We start from the raw sequence: 19,100 nt of genomic DNA, 5'->3' as shown, positions 1-19,100 counted from the left end.
AGCTAAAATAGTACTTGTCCTTTAAGAGGTTAGGCATGGATGGATCTAGTATTGTAGCAGTGCTCTTTGTGTTAGGTATTATTTTCTGGTTTTTGAGTCAGCACCATAAACGTTTTGCGTACACAACTGCTGCATCAGTCCATACAGCTCACCGGACGCAAGAACTTCATGCTCAAGAACAACGCCGAGAGCAAATTCTGCATAGACCAATTTCACCACCAGTAGATCTTCAACCACAACAACGTCAAATCCAAGAACAAGAACGGCAGGCTGAACGTCAAGAACAAAACACCCGTGAACAAGAACAAAGAGCAGCCCAACAGCAACAAGAAATTACGGCTCGAACCCAGCAATTGCAACAAAGTGAACGGGCAGAAGAACAGCGCTTAGCACACCTTATCAATCAATTAAAACAAAAAGAAGCTCAATTAACGCAAGCTGGCGAACGAGAAACACAATTACGCACAACAATAGCCGAATTAGAAACGCTAGAGAATCAATTAAAAGAAGCGATAGAAAAACAAATAGCGCAGACTAGTGACTTTAATGAAAAATTAGAGGCATTGCGTAAAGATCATATTGATTCTCTCAAAAGTGTGGATGATGAACAAAAGAAATTACATCAATTGCGTTCTGAAATCGAAGCCATTTTAGCAGAGAAAAACAGATTAGAAGCAGATGTTACAATGAAAAATAATGAGTTAGAAAGGTTGGGAACGACAACAATTCAAGAGACAGAAGAGTTAAATCGGTTAGAAAGTAAAGCAGCAGATTTACGTACGCAGATTGGAAGTCATCAAAATACAATTAAGAGTTATACATTGAAATTAAATGATTTGGTACGCGAAAGAGCAGAATTAGGAGTGAAAATAAACTTAGAAGAAACAAAATTAAGAGAAACACGAATGCAGCAACAAGCGTTATCATCACACATTGCAAGTAAACAACAAGAGTTAGAACGATTGGAACAAGAAATTACGCGAACAGAGAAGAATTTTAGTGAAAGTAAGAAGACATTGGGCGCAGAAATAGCTCAAAAAAGCCGAGAAGTACAAGCATTAGAAAATAGACAAAGAGAGTTAACTCAAGAGATAAGTTTACTTATACAACAGATTAGTGAATTAGAAAGAATTCAAGTACAACAAAATTCTCAACGAATATTAGATTTGGAAGCAGAAATAAACCGGTTAACGCAAATTCAAGCTCAAACCATGAAAGAAAAAGAAGACTCTGAGAAAAAACAGGCAGCAGAGATTGAACGATTGAATACATTACTTAAAGAACAGGGGAAGCAAACAGGAGAGGTTATCAAAAAAGCTCGGAAAAGATCGACAAATAAATCACAAGCACAGCGTTTGGCGCGAGGTCAGTTTATTTTTAATGTGATTTATGGGATTCATCAAACAATTAAAGCTTTAGATGATCCAACAGCAAAAATATCTGCGGTTCTTGCCGGCGTAAAAACAAGATATAAAAATGCAATCAGCACTTGCGATCAATTAATAGAAATCGTAAAAGACTCACCAGAGTTAGTACCTGATGCCCAGCGAGTTAAAAGCAATCTGGAAGTAAATTATACTAAATTTTTATCGTTTAAAATAAATAAACCTAATGCAGATGAGAAGGCTTTAGCTAAAATTATCCTAGAACAAGAGATTCGAGATTTAATTCTTCAATATGAATATGTTATTGCGATTCTTAAAGCAGTGTATGGAGAGGAGATTCAAGCGGTTTCAGAGGAAGTAATTACAGGAATAGCAAACAAAAGCACTTTTTCTACGTAAAACTTATTGTTAGAGAAGCGAATGGCAAATGATCTTACAATGATCTTTGATACACTTCCCGTAACCTTTATATAACGTGAAAATAGTCTTTTTTGGTGGTTGGGAAAAATAAAGTGGTAGTTAGAAAAAATAAAGAGATGTACCAAGAGGATACTTGGGATCTTTCTGCGTTAAAGACTGGCGACCTAGATAGTGAACTTGCAGCAATTGGAAAAAAAGTAAAGAATTTGGAAGCGCAACGCAAACTCCTCACCAATACTATTACTCCAAAAGTATTTTTGACAATTCTTCGAGAATTTGAAATGTTACGTAAGCATATTGAAATGTTTGCATCATTTTATCACCTTAAACAATGTGAGGATGTGTCTAATCAAACGATGCTTGCAGCAAGTTCTAAAATTGAGAGTACTCTTACGCAAGCAGGTAATAGGTTACTCTTTTTTTCATTCTGGTTTAAAGACCTTCCCGATGCTAAAGCGCAAGAATTAATCAAAGCAAGTGGAAAATATCATTATTACCTTGAAACAATACGTAAAACAAAAAAATATACTCTTAGTGAAAAAGAGGAAAAAATAATCAATCTTAAAGATGTTACGGGTAGTTCTGCGCTTAATACTCTGTATGAGCTTACAACAAGCCACTTTGAGTACATTCTTGATGGGAAAAAGTATACTCAAGAAGAGTTAGTGACATTTGTTCGTTCAGGTTCTGCTACAGTACGTGAAAAAACATATCGCACTTTGCTTTCCCCTTATCAAAAACATGCTGATGTGATCGGTGAGATCTACAAAAATATCATTATGGATTGGAGACAGGAACACATTACGCTGCGAGGATATAAGAGTGCCATTTCTGTTCGTAATGTTGACAATGATTTACCTGATAAAGCAGTAGAAGCGTTATTGCATGTTTGTCAAAAAAACGAGAACGTGTTTCATCGTTTCTTTGAGATTAAACGGAAAAGGTTAGGATTAAAACAATTACGACGGTATGATATTTATGCCCCGCTGGCTGAAGAGAAGGCAACTATTTCATATGATGAAGCAATTCGCATCGTATTGGAAACATTTGATAGTTTTTCTTCACAATTTGGTAACGCAGCGCGTAAGATCATAGATGGCAAACATATCCATTCTTCTATTGGTCCTAAAAAGCGTTCTGGCGCGTTTTGTAGTACAGTCACTACAGATATTGCCCCTTATGTATTTTTAACGTATACGGGCAAATATCGTGATGTATCAACGCTGGCACATGAGTTAGGGCATGGTGTTCATTCTGTTTTATCGGCAGGTCAGACAGAATTTACTCATTCTTCATGTTTGCCTTTAGCGGAAACAGCTTCTGTTTTTAGTGAAATGCTTTTAGCGCAGAAGGTGCGTACAAAGAATCCAGCTTTAGCTAAACAAATGATATTTACCCATTTGGATGATATTTACGCAACCATCATTCGCCAGGCTGGCTTTGTTCGGTTTGAGATTGTTGCGCATGAGATGATTAAACAAGGAAAAACAGTAGATGAAATTAGTGCAAAATACCTGGAGATGTTACGAAAACAGGTAGGATCAAATGTGGTTGTTGATGATTTGTTTGCTCATGAATGGTTGTATATTCCTCACATTTTCCACACGCCGTTTTATTGCTATGCGTATGCGTTTGGGAATCTTTTGACTCTTGCCCTATATGAGATGTATCAAGAACAAGGTGAGAAGATGGTAAATAAGATAATTACCATGCTCGCTGCTGGCGGAAGTGAGAGTCCTGTTAAAGTTACTAAAGCACTTGGTGTTGATATTTGTTCTGAAAAATTCTGGCAAAAAGGATTTGATTCGATTTCTAAGATGATTGATGAAATTGAGTAGGGTTTTGGTTCTATTCTGCTTGTTGTTTTTGGAGTAGCTAAATGTTTAAAAAGAGGAATTTGGTTTTTGGGTATATGAATATAGGCCAATATTTAGCTAATGTAGGTTATGCATTAATTGGTAAAACACCACCTGCGGGAAATGTTGCTTCTGCAAGACTTGGTGTAGAGAACCATAATGGTATTTTAGAAGGACCTTATAGTACTCTACAATTAGAAGGAAGAATTCCAGGAAAACCGCCCGTAGAATTAGATGTTGTTGAAATGGTAGGATTTTTTGGAACAAAGGGTTTAGATCCAGTTTATCATGATACAAGAAGTGAACCTACACGATTTGGATCACGAGTTTATAATCACAATGGGTGTGCTATTGTTGTGAATGAAGCCCATTCTTATTCTCGGATTCACGGACCAGAAGCAAGAGTTAGTGCTGTGTTTGATGAAATGGTTGCGAGTGGAGTCAATATTCGTAGACCAGGAGTTTTGGCTATAACTATTGCACGTGAAGGTACATCTCTTGAAGGAAGGATTAATAAATAAAATATCAAAAGTGAATTTAAATTCTAAACAGAAAAAGTATTGAATAAAAAACAAAAAACTGTGTTGGATTTATTTTCCGCCAACTACACCATAGCGTCTTTCGACTTCTTTATAATCGATGGCTTTGAAGACTGCCTCAAGATAATCAGCGCGTTTTAAGCCGTAATCAACCATGAATGCATGTTCAAAGACGTCAACAATCAAAAGAGGAGCACAGGTGGTTAAGTGACCTACATCATGCTCATTGATCCAGGTGTTAAAGAGTTTACCAGTTGAAAGATCATAGTAGAGTACGCCCCAACCGATGCCACGCATAGCACAAATGCCACGTAATTCTTTCTCCCAAGTTTCAATTGATCCCCAGGTTGCAATGATATTTTTTGCAAGGTGACTGTTATGGTCAAGTTTAAGAGCAGTTTTATTTAAATTGCCAAAGTAGAGTTCATGTAAACGCATACCATTAAACTCCCAGCCAAAGCGACGAGTAAGCTCGGCAAATTCAGGAGTGGAAATTTTACTCTCTTTGACAAGGGTTGCAAGAATATCTCGAAGTTTGTTGGTATTGGTAACATACCCTTGGTAGAGTGTAAAATGATTCTTAAGCAAGATATCGCTAAAGCCGGCAAGTCCAAGGAGATGTTCATAATTTTTTGGTTCGTAAGCAGTCATGGTATTTTCCTCTTCGATTTTTTTATTGATGTAGGGTTTTGTTGAAAATTTCGCTTTCGCTCAGTCATTGCCTTCAAAACGCTACAGGTTTATTTGTTAGGGCTATGTTCCCGTAGGGAGCAACCCCTCATTACGCCCTTGTTATTGTTCTTGATTGCGTTTTGACCTGATGGCAATTGACTTTTCAACAAAATATTATATAAATTAGATCTTTCCAACAAGGTTCAAACCAGGTCGAAGTGTTTTTGCGCCAGGTTGCCAGTTTGCAGGACAAACTTCACCGCCGTTTTCACGAACAAATTGGGCTGCTTTTAATTTGCGAATAATTTCATCAGTGCTACGACCGATGCTGTTGTCATGAATATCCATCGCTTTGAGAATGCCATCTGGATCAACAATAAATGTTCCACGCAAACTTAGACCTTCAGTTTCAATATATGTTCCATAACTGCGGCAGATTTTCCCAGTAGGATCAGCAACCATAGGATAGGCTATTTTCTTAATTGAAGGTGAGTTGTCCCACCATGCTTTATGTGAAAATACAGTATCAGTGCTTACGGAGAGTATTTCTGTTTTAAGTTTCTTAAATTCTTCATAATGTTCGGCAAGGCTCACTAATTCAGTCGGGCAGATAAAAGTGAAGTCTGCAGGATAAAATGCAACTACAACCCATTTTCCTCGGTAATTACTTAATTTTAGATCAACAATTTGATCGTTATGAAAAGCTTTGGCACTAAAGTCAGGGGCATGCGCACCAATTTCAATTTTGTTTTGTTCCATTGTTCTTTCACCATCCTCTATGTATAGATTATGTGAGAATTCTCAGTTTAAAAGGTTGTTGGAGAATAATCACTTTTGATAGAGCAGTTAATTAACCATAGTTAAGATGGCTTTTTATAAAAGTTATGAAAGCAAATTTTGGAAGCGAATCTAAAGATACGTTAGATATGTTCACTACTGTGGAAATTATTAAAAATAGGTGTGTAAAAATTTGGAGAATGACATTGGATTTGTATGTTTGTTCTTTCTCACTTAAAGCACCATTTAGTGTTCAACCTGTGGTTAATCGTGTTCGTGAGGCAATTGTTTATGCACAAAAAGAAATTGGACCGGGAAGAATAGATATTGCAGACCAATCACAGCGAGTATTAGAAGGTACAACTCAGGGTGAAATATGCCATAATTCTCAGGCAACTAACGGATTATACTGCCTAAATGTAAGAATTCAACCTCCAGAAACACGTATGCAATTTAGTTTTGCAACACGAACAGATAGAGTTACGATACAAGAAGATACTCTGGCAGGAATTCTTGGTGAAGAATTTTTGAGAAAAGGAATTATGTTAGTGCCCGATTCAGGAAGATACAGAAAATATGACCAATTATTTCCAGTTAAACAATATGAAGTGCAATATGTGCAGAAAAACCTTGCTAGTTGGTTGTCATCATTAGGGTTAATGTTAATGCCTTATAGTGAGATTAATGAAACACAGACCCATATTACGTCAGATCATACTCAAGTAGATTTGAATAGAGCATATGCAGTTCTTCCACTCATAGAAGGGTTTGATCAAGAGGACAAAAGAGAAAGAGCAGTTGCTTTTACTCGATATGTGATGCATGGACCTACTCCGACGATTATTGATCAAAATAGACAATTTCTTCAACTTAATGCGTTAGTTCTTAGTAAAAAGAGTATTAAAATATTCTCTGAAAAAGGAACTCAGCCCATGATTATTCCATTACCAGACGCGCAGGAAGAATTACTATTACGGGTTTCTCGACAAAATGATCAGGATGTTCCAGAAAGCAACAGATCGATACCGCGAACATTTGATGCATAGATCTAGATTAGATACTCCCTGATATTGAAATATTAAATCAACTATTCACTTTTAATTTTACGACTTCTTTATCTTTGAAATTTATTGGAAATTCCTGCTTATACTCTTTGCCGTAACGCAAGCAAAGCTCTGCTTTATAGAACTCTTTACCAAGATATGCTGCGTGTTCCAATCGAGTAATGAGTTTATGACGAACAACGGTATGATATAGATCCATCGCGTTTTTTCCATAGATTGCTTTGGTGATAACGTGTTGATTGGTAACGTAACCTAATTCAATACGTTTTTTAGATTGATTAACACGAATCAAAAAATATCCTTTAGGATCAGGATGCCATTCTACAAGAGGATCATGAGTTGCAGTAATTTTCTCGTCAAGTTTGAGTGTCTGGGTAAACCAAACATATTTCTTAGCAGCCATAAAACTACTACGAAACAGTTATGATTTATAAGATTTTGCACGAGAGGAGGTTGAAATGGCACAAAATTACGCAGAAATCGGAAAAAATGCTGGAAAGAGGTTGGAAAACTCTTTTAAAGAGAAAAATACTTCTCCATTACTATGGAGCGGGAAGTTATTATCATTGGTGATGTTGAGATAGGTGGTGGAACCCTTACTGATGATTTCATAGCAGATAGAACATTCTCAAATTTGATTGCAAAATTAACAAAACAAGAACATCCTGTGGATTTAGTTCTTAACGGAGACACGTTTGATTTTCTAAAATGCCCTTTGATTATTAATGGGAAGAACATGTTTCCTCGGCATATTAATGCAGATATTTCACTTGAAAAGTTAGAGATGATGGTTCATTCGCATCCTCGATTTTTTACAGCAATAAAGAAGTTTGTACGAAAGAAAAAAAATAGAGTTTATTTTATTATAGGAAATCACGATCCAGATCTTGTGTTTAGATCAGTACAACGACAAATTAAGAAAATTTTGCACAGTAAAGAGAATGTTTATTTTAGTTTTCGGTATCAGCATGCTGGCGTATATGCCGAACATGGTCACCAGTACGATTTTTTAAATAAAGTTAATAAGAAAAAATTATTTTTAATGTATAAGAAAGAAAAAATTCTCAACATCCCTTGGGTTTCTTTTAGCTTAATTAGCAATTTTATGACGATGAAGGAAGAGCATCCTTTTTCTGAAAGGATTAAGCCATGGCCATTGTTATTTTCACATCATCACTTAGTGTTGCGTAAACTTAACAAGAGATCATTAGAATATTTGTTTAAAGCGTTATTGTATTATCCTATTCGGTATTTTCGGGATCCAACCTATTGGGTACCTACAGAACTGTTTCGTGAATTATATCGAAGAATGAAAAATGTTCATTGGGATGTTGATGAAGTTTTAGAGAAATTTAAGCGTAAACAACGCTGGAGAAGAAATCTTCAACACCAAATTCATGTTTTAGGTCATGTCCATAAATGGCACGTTGAGCAGCTGCAAGCAGGGACTGTTTTTATTCATCCAGATACGTGGCGAGATGAATATATGTTTGATGATAAAACACGACTTCTCAAACCAAAGACGAAAAGATATGTGCGTGTTGCAATAGAGAAAGATGTGATAAAAGAGTGGGAAATTGTTGAAATGGTATCAAAACGTAAAGGATTCAAATTTGATGATGTGATAAAAGATGAGTTTGCATATATCAGCAAAGCAGCACAAGAGGAAGGGCATAGAGTTAAGGTGATAGGGATTAAATCAAATTCATCCTAAATTCTTTACCCCAATCTTCAAAACCTATTTTTTTATACCATTCATGCACGGTAGGGCGACTATGACGGCTTGTACCGATAATTTTTGTGCAGCTTAGTTTTTTAGCTTCTTCGATTGCTGCCTTGACTAGTTGTGTGCCAAAACCTTTACTACGATACTCTTCTTCAACAAAAACATCTTCAAGAAGTGCGTAGGGTTGAGCATGAAGCCCATTTTTTATGATGTAAATATACGCATGACCAGCTTCTTTGCCATTTTCTTGGATACTCAAGCGTTTGGCTTGACTTTGCACGTTCTCAATGATCATAGACTAAAGAGAGGGGGAATTACTTAATAATTTTGTGTATAGAAATTCAACATATTTAATTTAATCATTAACTGAATCATTAAGTTGTTTTGCTATACTTAAATTCACCACTTCCTTAGAATCAGCAAGGTTTATATAACGGCGGACGTGCTAGAAATTATAGGGGGATTGGTTTTTTGCTTGAAGAAACTATTGCGCGAGTCTTGCCGACATATTACCGGTTCTGTGAGGTACGTCAAGTGCTATTATCATTACCGTTAGTAGAGCAATTTCAAACGATAGTACTTGAGCAGAAGAAACAGCCAAATTTGGAGGGGAAAGGGAAGACTTCTGTTGACCCTTCCTCTTCATCTTTAAAACTGATAGAGGAGAAAGATTTTCTGGTTAAAAATTCAAATTCATTATCTAATTCTACAGCAAAAGATGTTTCTACTATTAAAAAGGGCGAGTTAGAAGAAGAGATTGATGAAACAACCACTCTAACAGATGATGATAAACCCATAATTAACATTGAGTATGCAATGGGTGAAGAACGACTCCTGCAAGCATATGGATCCCATCCCGTATTAGATTATGAAACATTATGGTATGGACCAAGTAATAAAAAGGGAACGTCTTTTGAATCTAGTGAGGAATATTGGACTGGAAATGTGCGTATGAGTGATGTTGAATCGGAAATGCTGAGCACGATGGAAGCAAAGGAGAAGTTTGTTGAAGTTCAATATGCATCTGTTATGGGTGAACGATTTACAATGAGTTCTACAGAGAAACGTAAATTGGACATGTGGATTAAATTTAATCCAGAACTATTTTCAATGATGGAACAATCATATGGGATTACACGAGATGTGAATTATGCCCCACTATAGGATTGTTTAGGTCGTTTATTATTTTAGTCATTTCTTTTGTGTTCTATTTCCATTACCCTATCATCTCTTTTTCAACAAAATCTTATTTCCACAAGTTGATCATTTCTTGCTCCACAAAGTGCAACTTTGAGGGGATAATCAAACAGTGAGGTGGTGGACCAAAATCAAATTTTTTAAGTTCTTCAATGGTACCAGATTTGATAAGGTAATTATCCCAACCAAGTCGAGCACAACCAATGACAACCATAGTAGATTTAATGAGATTTTCTTTCTTGCGTGATTCAATCTGCTCTAGTATTTCAAGTGCTTGGTTAACAGTCATAAAACGGTTTTTTCCTGGCGTGAGGTCGAGTAAGAATAGAGTGTGCATGTCTAAATATTGGTTCTGTTGCAAGAGACGATAGGGCGTCTCTAATTGAGGATGATCCTCGATGAAGGGAATAGATGCAATTCTTCCATATTTATAGAGTTGTAGTCCTACAATCCCAATGGATGTGAGGATAGAAGCATTGTGAATTACTTTAACATTAACATTTTGTTCTTTAGCAAGACGGAATAATTCGACGTGAGTTGTGGCTGAGAAGGGATCACCAATAATGAGGAACGCAACATCTTCATGCTTTGCTTCTTGGATAATAATAAGATCGCCTTGTTCAGACATGGCTCGGTCTGCTACGATGATTTTCTTACCGTAGAAAGATTCTAAATCATCAAATGTGCATTGCAGAAGGGAAGTATATGATTCAGCGTAGACTTTGCTGCATTTTTTTACTGCTTCAAGACCTTTGAGAGTAATGTCTTTTTGGTTTTCAAGTCCAATCCCAATAAGATAGAGCGTCATGTGTAAGATCAATTTGGGCGCGTTCTATAAAAGACTTTAGATTGTTTAAGTTGAATTTAAGTTTAATGACAATTAGTAATAATAATTAGCAGATAAAAAAAAATATTATCTATGCAACATGACCATATACGACTGGGTGCTGTCTGGCGGCTTGTAGATACGATGTATTCATAGATGGCGTAGGAAAGATTTCACTGCTCCCAGTAGGTTTTAGTGTAATGGATTCGAATGGGACAGGTGCTACAAAATCTAATCTATCCATCATTACATTGTAAATTTCTCGTTGTGAGACCGGATTTTGAATATATGTTCCAAGAATACTTAATGCTTCTAATGCCACGTCTGTTTTGAGAACTGTTTCTCTTGCTTCAAATTGCAGCTGTACTGCCAACTCATTAAAGTAGGTGCTTGCAACTACTTTATCAACAGCTTGATGACGCACCGCACGTATGATTGGTTGTAAATATTCTACAACTTGTCCAATGGCTTCTACCCCAGCACGAGTATTATGTAATAGTTGGGGCGCGTGTAAATAAAGTTGTCGAACCGCACCAACCAGCGTATCTGCTGTTGCATTTTCGGTTTCGAGCTGGCTATAAAAACTATCAAATACGAGACGGACAGGATCAATTCCATAGGAGGTTGCCTCCCATGTAAATGGATTTAGAACTGGATCGATTAAAATCATGGAAGGATCAGATCCATCTAAAAGAGGGTTTTCTAAAATAGTATCAATTGTTTGTTGTGGCATGTGTATCACAACTAGTTAGAAGTTAGAAACCATATCAATCCTTGTATCCTAATAGGGGGGAATCTGATCTTGTAAAATATTGTGTAAAATAAGAGTCAAAGAAATTCGACCACCGCCGGTCAATATGCACAGAAATCTACGATTTCTGGCACGCTAGAAACGCCATGCGTTTCTCAGCGGACCGGACGGCACAAGAAATCAAGAAACTACTTGATTTCGGTGCAGAAATGAGATTGTTTTCTTCTCTTTTCTGAGCTGAAATACAACCATAATTGTATTTCATGCTTCGCTCGGGTCGAATTTCCGACCCTGCTAATTCCAAGCAATGTTAGAATTGCAGTAAACCACTTGTGAATACACAAGTGGAATTAGCAGATTAAAATTGAAAAAATAAGATGAAAAATAAGATAAATTTTCTAAAAGAATACTTCTTCTTTTGAAAAACGCATTTTTGGTCTTGCAACGTCGGCTGCAAAGCCAATGGGACACACCACGGTGGGTACTAAATGTGCAGGTAAATTAAGAATTTTGCTGTAATCCGCGGCACTAAATCCTTCCATCGGGCAAGAGTCAAATCCTAATGAGGTGGCACCATTCAAAGCATTAGCTAATGCAAGATAGACTTGGCGTTGTGCCCAAGAGAGTTTTTGCTCGGGAGTTAAGTTGTTAGCAAAACCTTTCATCATGTCAATATAGCCTTGTGCTTGTGGACCTAGTGCTTTTTCAAGTTTGTGAATGTTATCTATGATGTTTGTATCAGCACAGAATATTAACAAATGTGAACAGGAAGTAATTTGGGGTTGGTTCCAAGATACAGGAAGAAGTTTCTCTTTCGTTGCTTGATCAGTTATGACTTTAATTTTCCAGGGTTGGATGTTAAAAGATGATGGCGCGTAGCGAATCATCTCGAGAAGCTGTTGAACTTTATCTAGTGGGAGTTGTTTACCATCAAATGTTTTGGTAGCATAGCGTTTATGAACAATGTCTTTGAATTCCATGAGGAGATATTTTTAATTGATAGATATAAATATGATGGTAATAGAGTTATTTGTGAAAAAAAATTGACAAGAAAGTTGAAAAGAAAAATAAGAATTAATGATTGAGAATGTGTTCTAATGCGCCAAGGCTAAGTGGTTGCCGAGCTGCTTGCCACACTTTATCTGCTCCATGACGAGCTGCTAATTTTGAAACCCGTTGAAGACCAGGGTGATACGCTGGTCCACCATAGAGTTTTAACGATTCATCCCGTCTACCAGAGACTATCCCTCTAGATCGATTGGTTATTGCATCTATGAGCATACCATATTCAATTCCTTGCGTGATTATTTCCTCTTGAGTTTGAGGCTGTGAAGAAAAATGTTTCGCAATCTGGTAACCTAACGTAGCTCGATTTAGAAGATAGAGATCTAGCTCAATATCAATAAGCCGCGAATCTACAAATTCTGATGCAAATTCACGATAAAACGAAATGCCTTGATCTGCCATACCCTCTTGAGTGCAAGTCTGATTCGTGCGCATTGCACCAATATGTCCTAAATGATCGTTTGTCCTATTGGCATATTGATTCCATAATACCATGAGCCGAAAATGACCACCTATTTCATGTGCAGTGGTTATAAGAAGATCAACAAGAGTACCGTGTTCGTGAGGTACAATAAAAGATTCTGCCTGAAATGCTCCGTTACCGCGTCCGTAATCAAATGATCCACCCGTCCCTTCATTAGCAGCTTCAGGAGTAACGATTTTGACATCTGCCTCTCTGGGGAAATGAGGATCGATATTTTTAATATGTTCAATTAATGCTGCTGCTACTTCACGATACTTTGTTAAATATGCTTGCGCACCGTTAAGTGGTTCGATTTGATTTCTAAATGCAGCTACTTTTTGAGAGAACGTACCAGAATGATATCCTAAATTATTAAGCCGCGCTTCTATTCTATCTCGCATCTGATCCATTTCAGTAATACTAGGAGTAGGATCTTGTGAAAGACCAGTAACACCTAAAACACATTCTTGGTATGAAGGTGAAGTGATATTAGGTATACCTAATTTTGCCCCATACACCTTTGCGAAAAGTTCTAAACTTCGCGCTTCATCTACACGAGTAAGACGTAAAGCATCATCAGTTATTCTAGCAGACATTTCTTGTAATTCTGCAATTCTTTCGAGTGGATGATATCTTTCCCATACTGCTCTCTGAAGATCCTGCACCTCAAGAGTCAATGCTGCACTTGCAGAAGTATCTTTTTCATCTCGTAATGAAATTAATCTAGAACGAGCACGATCAATATCAGCATTAGTATAGGTTTTGGGTAAATGATTATGCGAACTGGCGCAGTCAAAGATAACTCTTGGATCTTTGTATGGTCCTAATCCTCCTGCTACAATCTCAAGCACAGGGATTAAATCTGCGCGTCGTTGACCAAAATCATACACTAATTGAGAGGCTAAGTCCATATTCCAAAATGAAAAGTGAGATTATATAAAGATTATGAGAACAGATTATACTTAAGAATTAAATTTGCTGATGCACAGACTATACTTTTTCTATTTTTCACATCTTTTCTATTTGGTCTTTGGGGTTGACTTTTTCTAATAGCTCCACCATTCTTTTGTTTAAGACAGGATGGATTTTAAGAGGGGCGATATCACAAAGAGGGGCTAAGACGAATGCTCGATCCTGAATGAGAGGGTGAGGAAGAATGAGATTAGTGGTATTGATAATAACATCTTTGTAGAGAAGTACATCTAGATCGATAATTCTAGGTTCATTTTTGATGGTTCGCACTCTGCCCATGTTGGTTTCAATTTCAAGACAGTGATATAATAATTCATGAGGTAATAATGAAGTTTCAATTTCAATAACTTGATTCAGGAAGGGAGGTTGATCGAGGTTATACATCGGTTTTGTTTCATAAATTGAAGACGTTTTGAGAACAGTGCATTTGAGTTTGAGAAGTGTTATGGCTTGCGCAAGATTTTCTTTTCTCTCACCAAGATTTGATCCAAGACTAATAAAAATTCCAGACATAAAATCTCTTAATGATGTCACGAGTAGTCAACCATTGTGCGTGTTATATCTACTGCACAATAGAGGACTTGTTTCTGTGCTAAAGCCATTGGTTTTTTGAAAATGACTCGAATTTGGATGAGAGGGTATTGCTTGAGAAGAAGTTGCGCAATCTTTTCTGCGAAGGTTTCAATTAATTTATGTTGATGTTTTTTCATATATTCTTCAAGCAGAGCATGAATCTCATCATAGTTAATGGTATCGTGTACATTATCAGTATTTGCCGCTTTTTTGAGGTTAGTAGTTAATTCAAGATCGAGAATAATTTCTTGTTTGATTGCTCTTTCTTTATCAGCTACACCAAGGTTGACTTGAAATAACGCGTTGTGAATGATTATTTTATCATACACCATTACAACATCTTTACCATGTACGGCCCTTCTTTATGATATCCTAATTTATTCTTGTAATATTCACGTACTCCAACACCAGAGATGACAACGATTTTATTTTTTCCATGGTTACGAGCTATCTCTTCGGCTTTTTGCATGAGTTTTTGTCCCCAGCCACGATGTTGCACCGGTCCATCATCAGCGAGAGCAGTGGCAGTTCCATACACATGTAATTCGCGAATAAGTGCGCTGGCAGGAGTGATTTCTTCTCGAAGAAATTCTGCGGGGAAACGAAGACGTACAAAGCCAACGAGAATGTCATTGACAGGATCTTCTGCAGCAATAAAGAATTCAGTGCCCTGTGATGCAGGGTATTCTAACACTTTGAGTAGTACTGCGTCCCAATTTACTTTTCGACCCATAGGTTCTCGACAGCGAATGCATCGGCATTTGACAGGATAATTTTCAAAGAGAAATTGACGAAAGTTGGTCATCTCCACCCCGGCAGCCCATTGTTTAGTTGGTACGTCACGTTGGATACGCATGATACGACAGTATTCAGGAACGATTTTCTTAAATTCAACAATTCGCTGCGCTGCTTCATCAGCACTAATGGGTGTAAATTTTCCCTGTTCGAATTGGTAGTACAATGCAGTACCTTTACTTACCATGCAGGGATAGAGTTTGAGCATGTCTGGTCGATAGTTCTCATCAGTGAAGAGTTGATTCATGCCATCGATGTCACGTTGTTTATCGGTGAGGGGAAGTCCTGGCATGTAGTGTCCGGTAATTTTTAATCCGAGATCTTTGAGAATTTGGATGGATTTGATAGTGTCTTGTGCGGTGTGACCTCGATGCACAGATTTGAGAACGTCATCATAGACACTTTGAATCCCTAATTCGACACGGGTGCAGCCAAGTTTAAGCATTTCATTACCGTGTTTGAGAAATCCCCAATCGGGTTTGGTTTCAATACAAATAGCAACACAACGGATTTTTGCAGTTTCGTTTCGTTGCTGTTCATGGAGTAAAGTGCAAGTACCTTTGAGTTGAAGGATACGCTGTTGAACACGTTGAGTACGTTCTTTGTCTAGATGAGAATGCATAGGTAGTTCAAAGAATTCTTTGAATTTTTTGTAGTCGAATTGATCTTGATTGAAAAAGAGTTCACCAAAGTCATTGAGTGCTTTGTAGGTGTATTTCACGAAGTCTTCTTGATATTCTGCTTCCATTGCAGGAAATGTACCACCTTGGACGATGATTTCTACTTTTTCAAAATTGTGCCCTAACAGAAGATATTGTTCAAGACGGTTGAAGACAATAAGATACGGATCGTAATTGTTTCGGATAGCCCGCATGGTAGATGGTTCTTTACCAGTATATGACATAGGCACATCACCAAAATAACTGCCAGGACCGCCCGGACAATAGGTGCATTTGCCGTGTGGGCACGGGGCAGGCGCCGTCATCATAGCTAATGGCGCAACACCGGAGATGCTGCGTACTGGTTTAGTGAGAAGTTGAGCTTTAACACTGTCGATTTCATCTTCGGAAATGTTAAGCAGAATTTCGATGTTTGTAGGGATGCGTTTCATACGGTGCTTTAGGGAAAGATCTCGTTTGAGTTTACTTAGTTCTGGTTCAGTATGCTTTTTCTCTTTGAGGTTTTTGAGAAGCTCTTCGTAAAATGGATGCATGGAGTGGTTGGAGAAGAGTGATTTTAAGAATGTTTGGGAGAATTTAGATGCTCGCGAGAATTCAGCAAAATCTATTTATTAAAATAACAAAAAATACCCCACATGACTTCAAGCTTAGGCGGGATAGTAGTGAAAGCAGAATTGTATCATCGACATAACCGACTTCCAGTGATGAATGTAGATGGGGAAGCGATACCAGTATACAATGCTCAACGATATGTAGGAAGCGAAATTCTTGCTCGAGTTAAGTTTCGAAGTCCATTAGTAGGAAATTTTATTTGCTCTGCTAGTTTTGCTGATGCTGGGGGAAATTGTTTCTCTAATTTAAGATCTGAGCAGTATGTTTTAGTTGGTTTATGGGAAGCAGATATGCAAAAAGCAGAAAGATACCCCACCCATAAAGAAGTTGAACAGTATTTTGAACCCGGAGAAATGCAGTGGTTATTGTATATTAAGCAGGATAATCAAGAAGATGATCGAGGAAGAACTGTTTCTCTTAAAAATCACAGTAGATTTCTGAGAGGCACATGGAGAAAGATGATTAGAGATTATTTACCAGATGCGCAACGAGCAGCACGTGTGGTTATTGCTGAAACGATGGCAGATGTTGAAAAATGCAGGAATGCTGCACGGGATTTAGGTCTGGAGAGCATTATGATGGAGCCGAAGAAATCCTGATTATAGTAAACCAACTAGGTCGTATCGACCCATTTGGTTTACATGAAAATCGATACCATCGATTTTCTGTACCGAAAAGAAGTAGTTCAAGAAATGTGAAAAATTATCACATTTCTGACCAGAAAACAGGTAGTTTCCTGTTTTCTTGTTTCTTCTTTTCGTGTACTAATAGTCAGCTGCGGCGATCTTCTTACACGGAAGATCTACGTGGATGACTATAAATGATTATTTTGCATTCTCCTGTTTTTTCTGATAGAAAAATCCACTCACGACGATGACCATAATCATCAATATTGCAATATCATTCCATTCTGGCACAAGCGCAGGATCACCACCAATATGGATCACTCGTGTTTCGAGTGAGCCGAGTGCATTTAGATTGTTGTAGGCGTTAAAAGTGTAGAGATATGTCCCATTTGTTAGTTCATTTGTAGCATTCTTTGATTGATTAATGAAAAGATACCATTGTGTTTGATTGAACCGTTCAAAATTTGAAGTAAATTCTTGATAGATCTCTTGATTAGTAAGACTACGATTCCAAATACGGACGTCGTCAACAATCCCATCATAAAATTGAGCACCATTCCAGCTAGTAACACCAAGGTAGAATGAGGAAGGATCATCAGCTATTCTGCTTACAGAAGTGGCAGTGTTATTCTCAATAACCCCATCGATAAAGATCGAGAAATTTCCATCAAAACGAAATGTGACATGATACCATTGATTATTTGTTAAGGCAGTACGACTATAGATAGCATCAAATGTACTCCCATTGCCTATGAGAAATTTTAATTGACCTAGTGAACCGCCACAGCCTTGACCTTCATAAATGGCAAATCCTTTTGAAGTCGTGAAATCACCTTTTCCCACGATGCCCCCACAACTTTTAACAGTGTCGCGTTTCATCCAAAAAGATGCAGTAAGATTGCGTCCTGTAAGATTAATTGAATTTGAAATGTTGATTTTGTCATCAACACCGTCAAGATCGAGAGCACTTGCGTACCGTCCAGCGTTAGTGTAATTGATAATGCCTGATGAGACAGATGTGAGATTGTGGATACTCGCGTCATGAATATACGTTGTGTTTTCACTTAATGTGCTGCGATTATTCAAATTAAGCATGAGAAGTAAGGAATGACTGTAATACTCATAGGTAGTAGGTTGTGTGGCATTCCAATTATAAATAAGTTGACCAAGAGCAGATTCGATAAGTGAAATGTTAATTTGGAATGTCTGGTTGGTGTTAGTGTAACTGTTATGGGAAGGAGTGGGGTTCTCGTAATTGATTACTGGTGCTGCAATAGAAATATGGGCAAAGAGAGATAGGAATAATACTATTAACCCAAAAATTTGTATGCGTGCCATCTATCAGGTAAAAAGAGGTAATTTAACTTATATAAATTTGTGGGAAGATGGTGTTGAATTCAAAAGAGCAAAAGTCAAAATATTTTTAACTAGATATCCTTCAAAGTATAAAGATGAATCAAGAACTGCGAGAAGCATACAGAAAGGAGTTACGAAAAATCGAACCACCAGTGAGAGGTATTGTTGCTGCATTGTGGGATTGTGATTTTGTTGTTGATTCTCAAGAAGTTTGTTCTGGACATATTGTGACACCAAATTATCTTGCGAGTCTTGGCGGTGTTGAACCCGTACGACAGGGATTATACTGGTATCCGCACGGTGTACGATTATATCTTTATTTGCGAGCTGATGATTCAAGGAGCTCTGAGTTTTCTAGTGCAGTAAGTTCAATTGAAAATTCTCTTCATACTTCAACAAACTCATATAGAGGTAAATATACAATACATACCGGCGAGACAGTGCCAGCGATACATTTTGGCTTGCATTCCGATTTGCCTTCACCAGAATCATTGCCAGAGGCGACATCACCATTATCTCAAAAGGAAGAGTATATTGCAAACACGGAAGCGCAATTACGTGATTATTGGAATAAATTTGCAGGAGTGTTGCGAAACTTTAATCCTCACGTACCTGAAAAAATTGATGAGAATGCCAGTTTTAGGACAATTATTGATTGGGCAACTTGGTCAACTCAGATTAATGGAAAACAGAGGTACAAAGAGTGGGGACGATTTAAAATGGAGCGAGACTAATCAGCACCACA

Annotated in this window: 20 protein-coding genes; 8 read left to right on the top strand and 12 right to left on the bottom strand. The window is 37.4% G+C overall.

The window, feature by feature from the left end:
- Positions 1-35 precede the first annotated feature (35 nt).
- The 3 genes from HYV86_01830 (at position 36) to HYV86_01820 (ending at position 4,182) form a co-directional block, all read left to right on the top strand.
- Positions 36-1,784 carry a hypothetical protein gene (locus HYV86_01830; protein ID MBI2572574.1) on the top strand — a complete coding sequence of 583 codons (1,749 nt, stop codon included), beginning with the start codon at positions 36-38 and terminating at the stop codon, positions 1,782-1,784.
- Positions 1,785-1,879: 95 nt separating this feature from the next.
- Complete coding sequence (locus HYV86_01825; GenBank protein ID MBI2572573.1) at positions 1,880-3,643, top strand: M3 family oligoendopeptidase; 1,764 nt, start codon at positions 1,880-1,882, stop codon at positions 3,641-3,643.
- 74 nt (positions 3,644-3,717) lie between these two features.
- Positions 3,718-4,182: a hypothetical protein gene (locus HYV86_01820; protein ID MBI2572572.1), complete on the top strand. Its 465-nt coding sequence runs from the start codon at positions 3,718-3,720 to the stop codon at positions 4,180-4,182.
- Between the two features lie 69 nt (positions 4,183-4,251).
- Here the strand turns inward: HYV86_01820 and HYV86_01815 are convergent, their stop codons facing one another.
- Together HYV86_01815 and HYV86_01810 are read right to left on the bottom strand one after the other, a co-directional pair.
- Positions 4,252-4,851 (bottom strand): Fe-Mn family superoxide dismutase, encoded by a 600-nt coding sequence (locus HYV86_01815; protein ID MBI2572571.1) that lies wholly within the window; start codon positions 4,849-4,851, stop codon positions 4,252-4,254.
- A gap of 204 nt (positions 4,852-5,055) precedes the next feature.
- Positions 5,056-5,631 carry a redoxin domain-containing protein gene (locus HYV86_01810; protein MBI2572570.1) on the bottom strand — a complete coding sequence of 192 codons (576 nt, stop codon included), beginning with the start codon at positions 5,629-5,631 and terminating at the stop codon, positions 5,056-5,058.
- Between the two features lie 218 nt (positions 5,632-5,849).
- Between HYV86_01810 and HYV86_01805 the strand changes: the two genes are divergently transcribed.
- Positions 5,850-6,695, top strand: a complete 846-nt coding sequence (locus HYV86_01805; protein MBI2572569.1) for a hypothetical protein — start codon at positions 5,850-5,852, stop codon at positions 6,693-6,695.
- A gap of 37 nt (positions 6,696-6,732) precedes the next feature.
- Here HYV86_01805 and HYV86_01800 read toward each other — a convergent pair whose 3' ends face one another.
- Positions 6,733-7,116 carry a DUF4346 domain-containing protein gene (locus HYV86_01800; GenBank protein MBI2572568.1) on the bottom strand — a complete coding sequence of 128 codons (384 nt, stop codon included), beginning with the start codon at positions 7,114-7,116 and terminating at the stop codon, positions 6,733-6,735.
- 141 nt (positions 7,117-7,257) lie between these two features.
- On the opposite strand from HYV86_01800, the gene HYV86_01795 reads away from it, so the two are divergent.
- Positions 7,258-8,427, top strand: coding sequence for a metallophosphoesterase (locus HYV86_01795; GenBank protein MBI2572567.1), 1,170 nt, complete (start codon positions 7,258-7,260; stop codon positions 8,425-8,427).
- Here the strand turns inward: HYV86_01795 and HYV86_01790 are convergent.
- Complete coding sequence (locus HYV86_01790; GenBank protein ID MBI2572566.1) at positions 8,408-8,734, bottom strand: GNAT family N-acetyltransferase; 327 nt, start codon at positions 8,732-8,734, stop codon at positions 8,408-8,410. The two genes, HYV86_01795 and HYV86_01790, sit on opposite strands and share 20 nt — an antisense overlap.
- Before the next feature lie 176 nt (positions 8,735-8,910).
- Between HYV86_01790 and HYV86_01785 the strand changes: the two genes are divergently transcribed.
- Positions 8,911-9,603 (top strand): hypothetical protein, encoded by a 693-nt coding sequence (locus HYV86_01785; protein MBI2572565.1) that lies wholly within the window; start codon positions 8,911-8,913, stop codon positions 9,601-9,603.
- An 82-nt stretch (positions 9,604-9,685) separates the two neighbouring features.
- Here HYV86_01785 and dph5 read toward each other — a convergent pair whose 3' ends face one another.
- The 7 genes from dph5 to HYV86_01750 form a co-directional block, all read right to left on the bottom strand.
- Positions 9,686-10,444 carry a diphthine synthase gene (gene dph5, locus HYV86_01780; GenBank protein ID MBI2572564.1) on the bottom strand — a complete coding sequence of 253 codons (759 nt, stop codon included), beginning with the start codon at positions 10,442-10,444 and terminating at the stop codon, positions 9,686-9,688.
- Positions 10,445-10,553: 109 nt separating this feature from the next.
- Entirely contained in the window at positions 10,554-11,195 is a 642-nt protein-coding gene (locus HYV86_01775; protein MBI2572563.1) for a hypothetical protein, read from the bottom strand.
- A 416-nt stretch (positions 11,196-11,611) separates the two neighbouring features.
- Positions 11,612-12,193 (bottom strand): NAD(P)H-dependent oxidoreductase, encoded by a 582-nt coding sequence (locus tag HYV86_01770; protein MBI2572562.1) that lies wholly within the window; start codon positions 12,191-12,193, stop codon positions 11,612-11,614.
- Between the two features lie 94 nt (positions 12,194-12,287).
- Positions 12,288-13,652 carry a hypothetical protein gene (locus HYV86_01765; protein ID MBI2572561.1) on the bottom strand — a complete coding sequence of 455 codons (1,365 nt, stop codon included), beginning with the start codon at positions 13,650-13,652 and terminating at the stop codon, positions 12,288-12,290.
- A gap of 97 nt (positions 13,653-13,749) precedes the next feature.
- Entirely contained in the window at positions 13,750-14,226 is a 477-nt protein-coding gene (folK, locus tag HYV86_01760) for a 2-amino-4-hydroxy-6-hydroxymethyldihydropteridine diphosphokinase (protein MBI2572560.1), read from the bottom strand.
- A gap of 17 nt (positions 14,227-14,243) precedes the next feature.
- Entirely contained in the window at positions 14,244-14,618 is a 375-nt protein-coding gene (folB, locus tag HYV86_01755) for a dihydroneopterin aldolase (GenBank protein MBI2572559.1), read from the bottom strand.
- Positions 14,618-16,294 (bottom strand): tRNA uridine(34) 5-carboxymethylaminomethyl modification radical SAM/GNAT enzyme Elp3, encoded by a 1,677-nt coding sequence (locus HYV86_01750; GenBank protein ID MBI2572558.1) that lies wholly within the window; start codon positions 16,292-16,294, stop codon positions 14,618-14,620. Before HYV86_01750 ends, folB begins: the two co-directional genes overlap by 1 nt.
- A 102-nt stretch (positions 16,295-16,396) precedes the next feature.
- Between HYV86_01750 and HYV86_01745 the strand changes: the two genes are divergently transcribed.
- Positions 16,397-16,972: a hypothetical protein gene (locus HYV86_01745; GenBank protein MBI2572557.1), complete on the top strand. Its 576-nt coding sequence runs from the start codon at positions 16,397-16,399 to the stop codon at positions 16,970-16,972.
- A 225-nt stretch (positions 16,973-17,197) separates the two neighbouring features.
- Here the strand turns inward: HYV86_01745 and HYV86_01740 are convergent, their stop codons facing one another.
- Entirely contained in the window at positions 17,198-18,337 is a 1,140-nt protein-coding gene (locus HYV86_01740) for a LamG domain-containing protein (GenBank protein ID MBI2572556.1), read from the bottom strand.
- A 113-nt stretch (positions 18,338-18,450) separates the two neighbouring features.
- Between HYV86_01740 and HYV86_01735 the strand changes: the two genes are divergently transcribed.
- Positions 18,451-19,089, top strand: a complete 639-nt coding sequence (locus HYV86_01735) for a hypothetical protein (GenBank protein ID MBI2572555.1) — start codon at positions 18,451-18,453, stop codon at positions 19,087-19,089.
- Positions 19,090-19,100 lie beyond the last annotated feature (11 nt).

This window comes from Candidatus Woesearchaeota archaeon (assembly GCA_016188115.1).
In the GTDB taxonomy this organism is placed as follows: Archaea; Nanobdellota; Nanobdellia; order Woesearchaeales; family GW2011-AR9; genus JACPIK01.
Note: the sequence above shows the minus strand (reverse complement) of the source record. Positions and strands in the feature narration are given on the sequence as shown.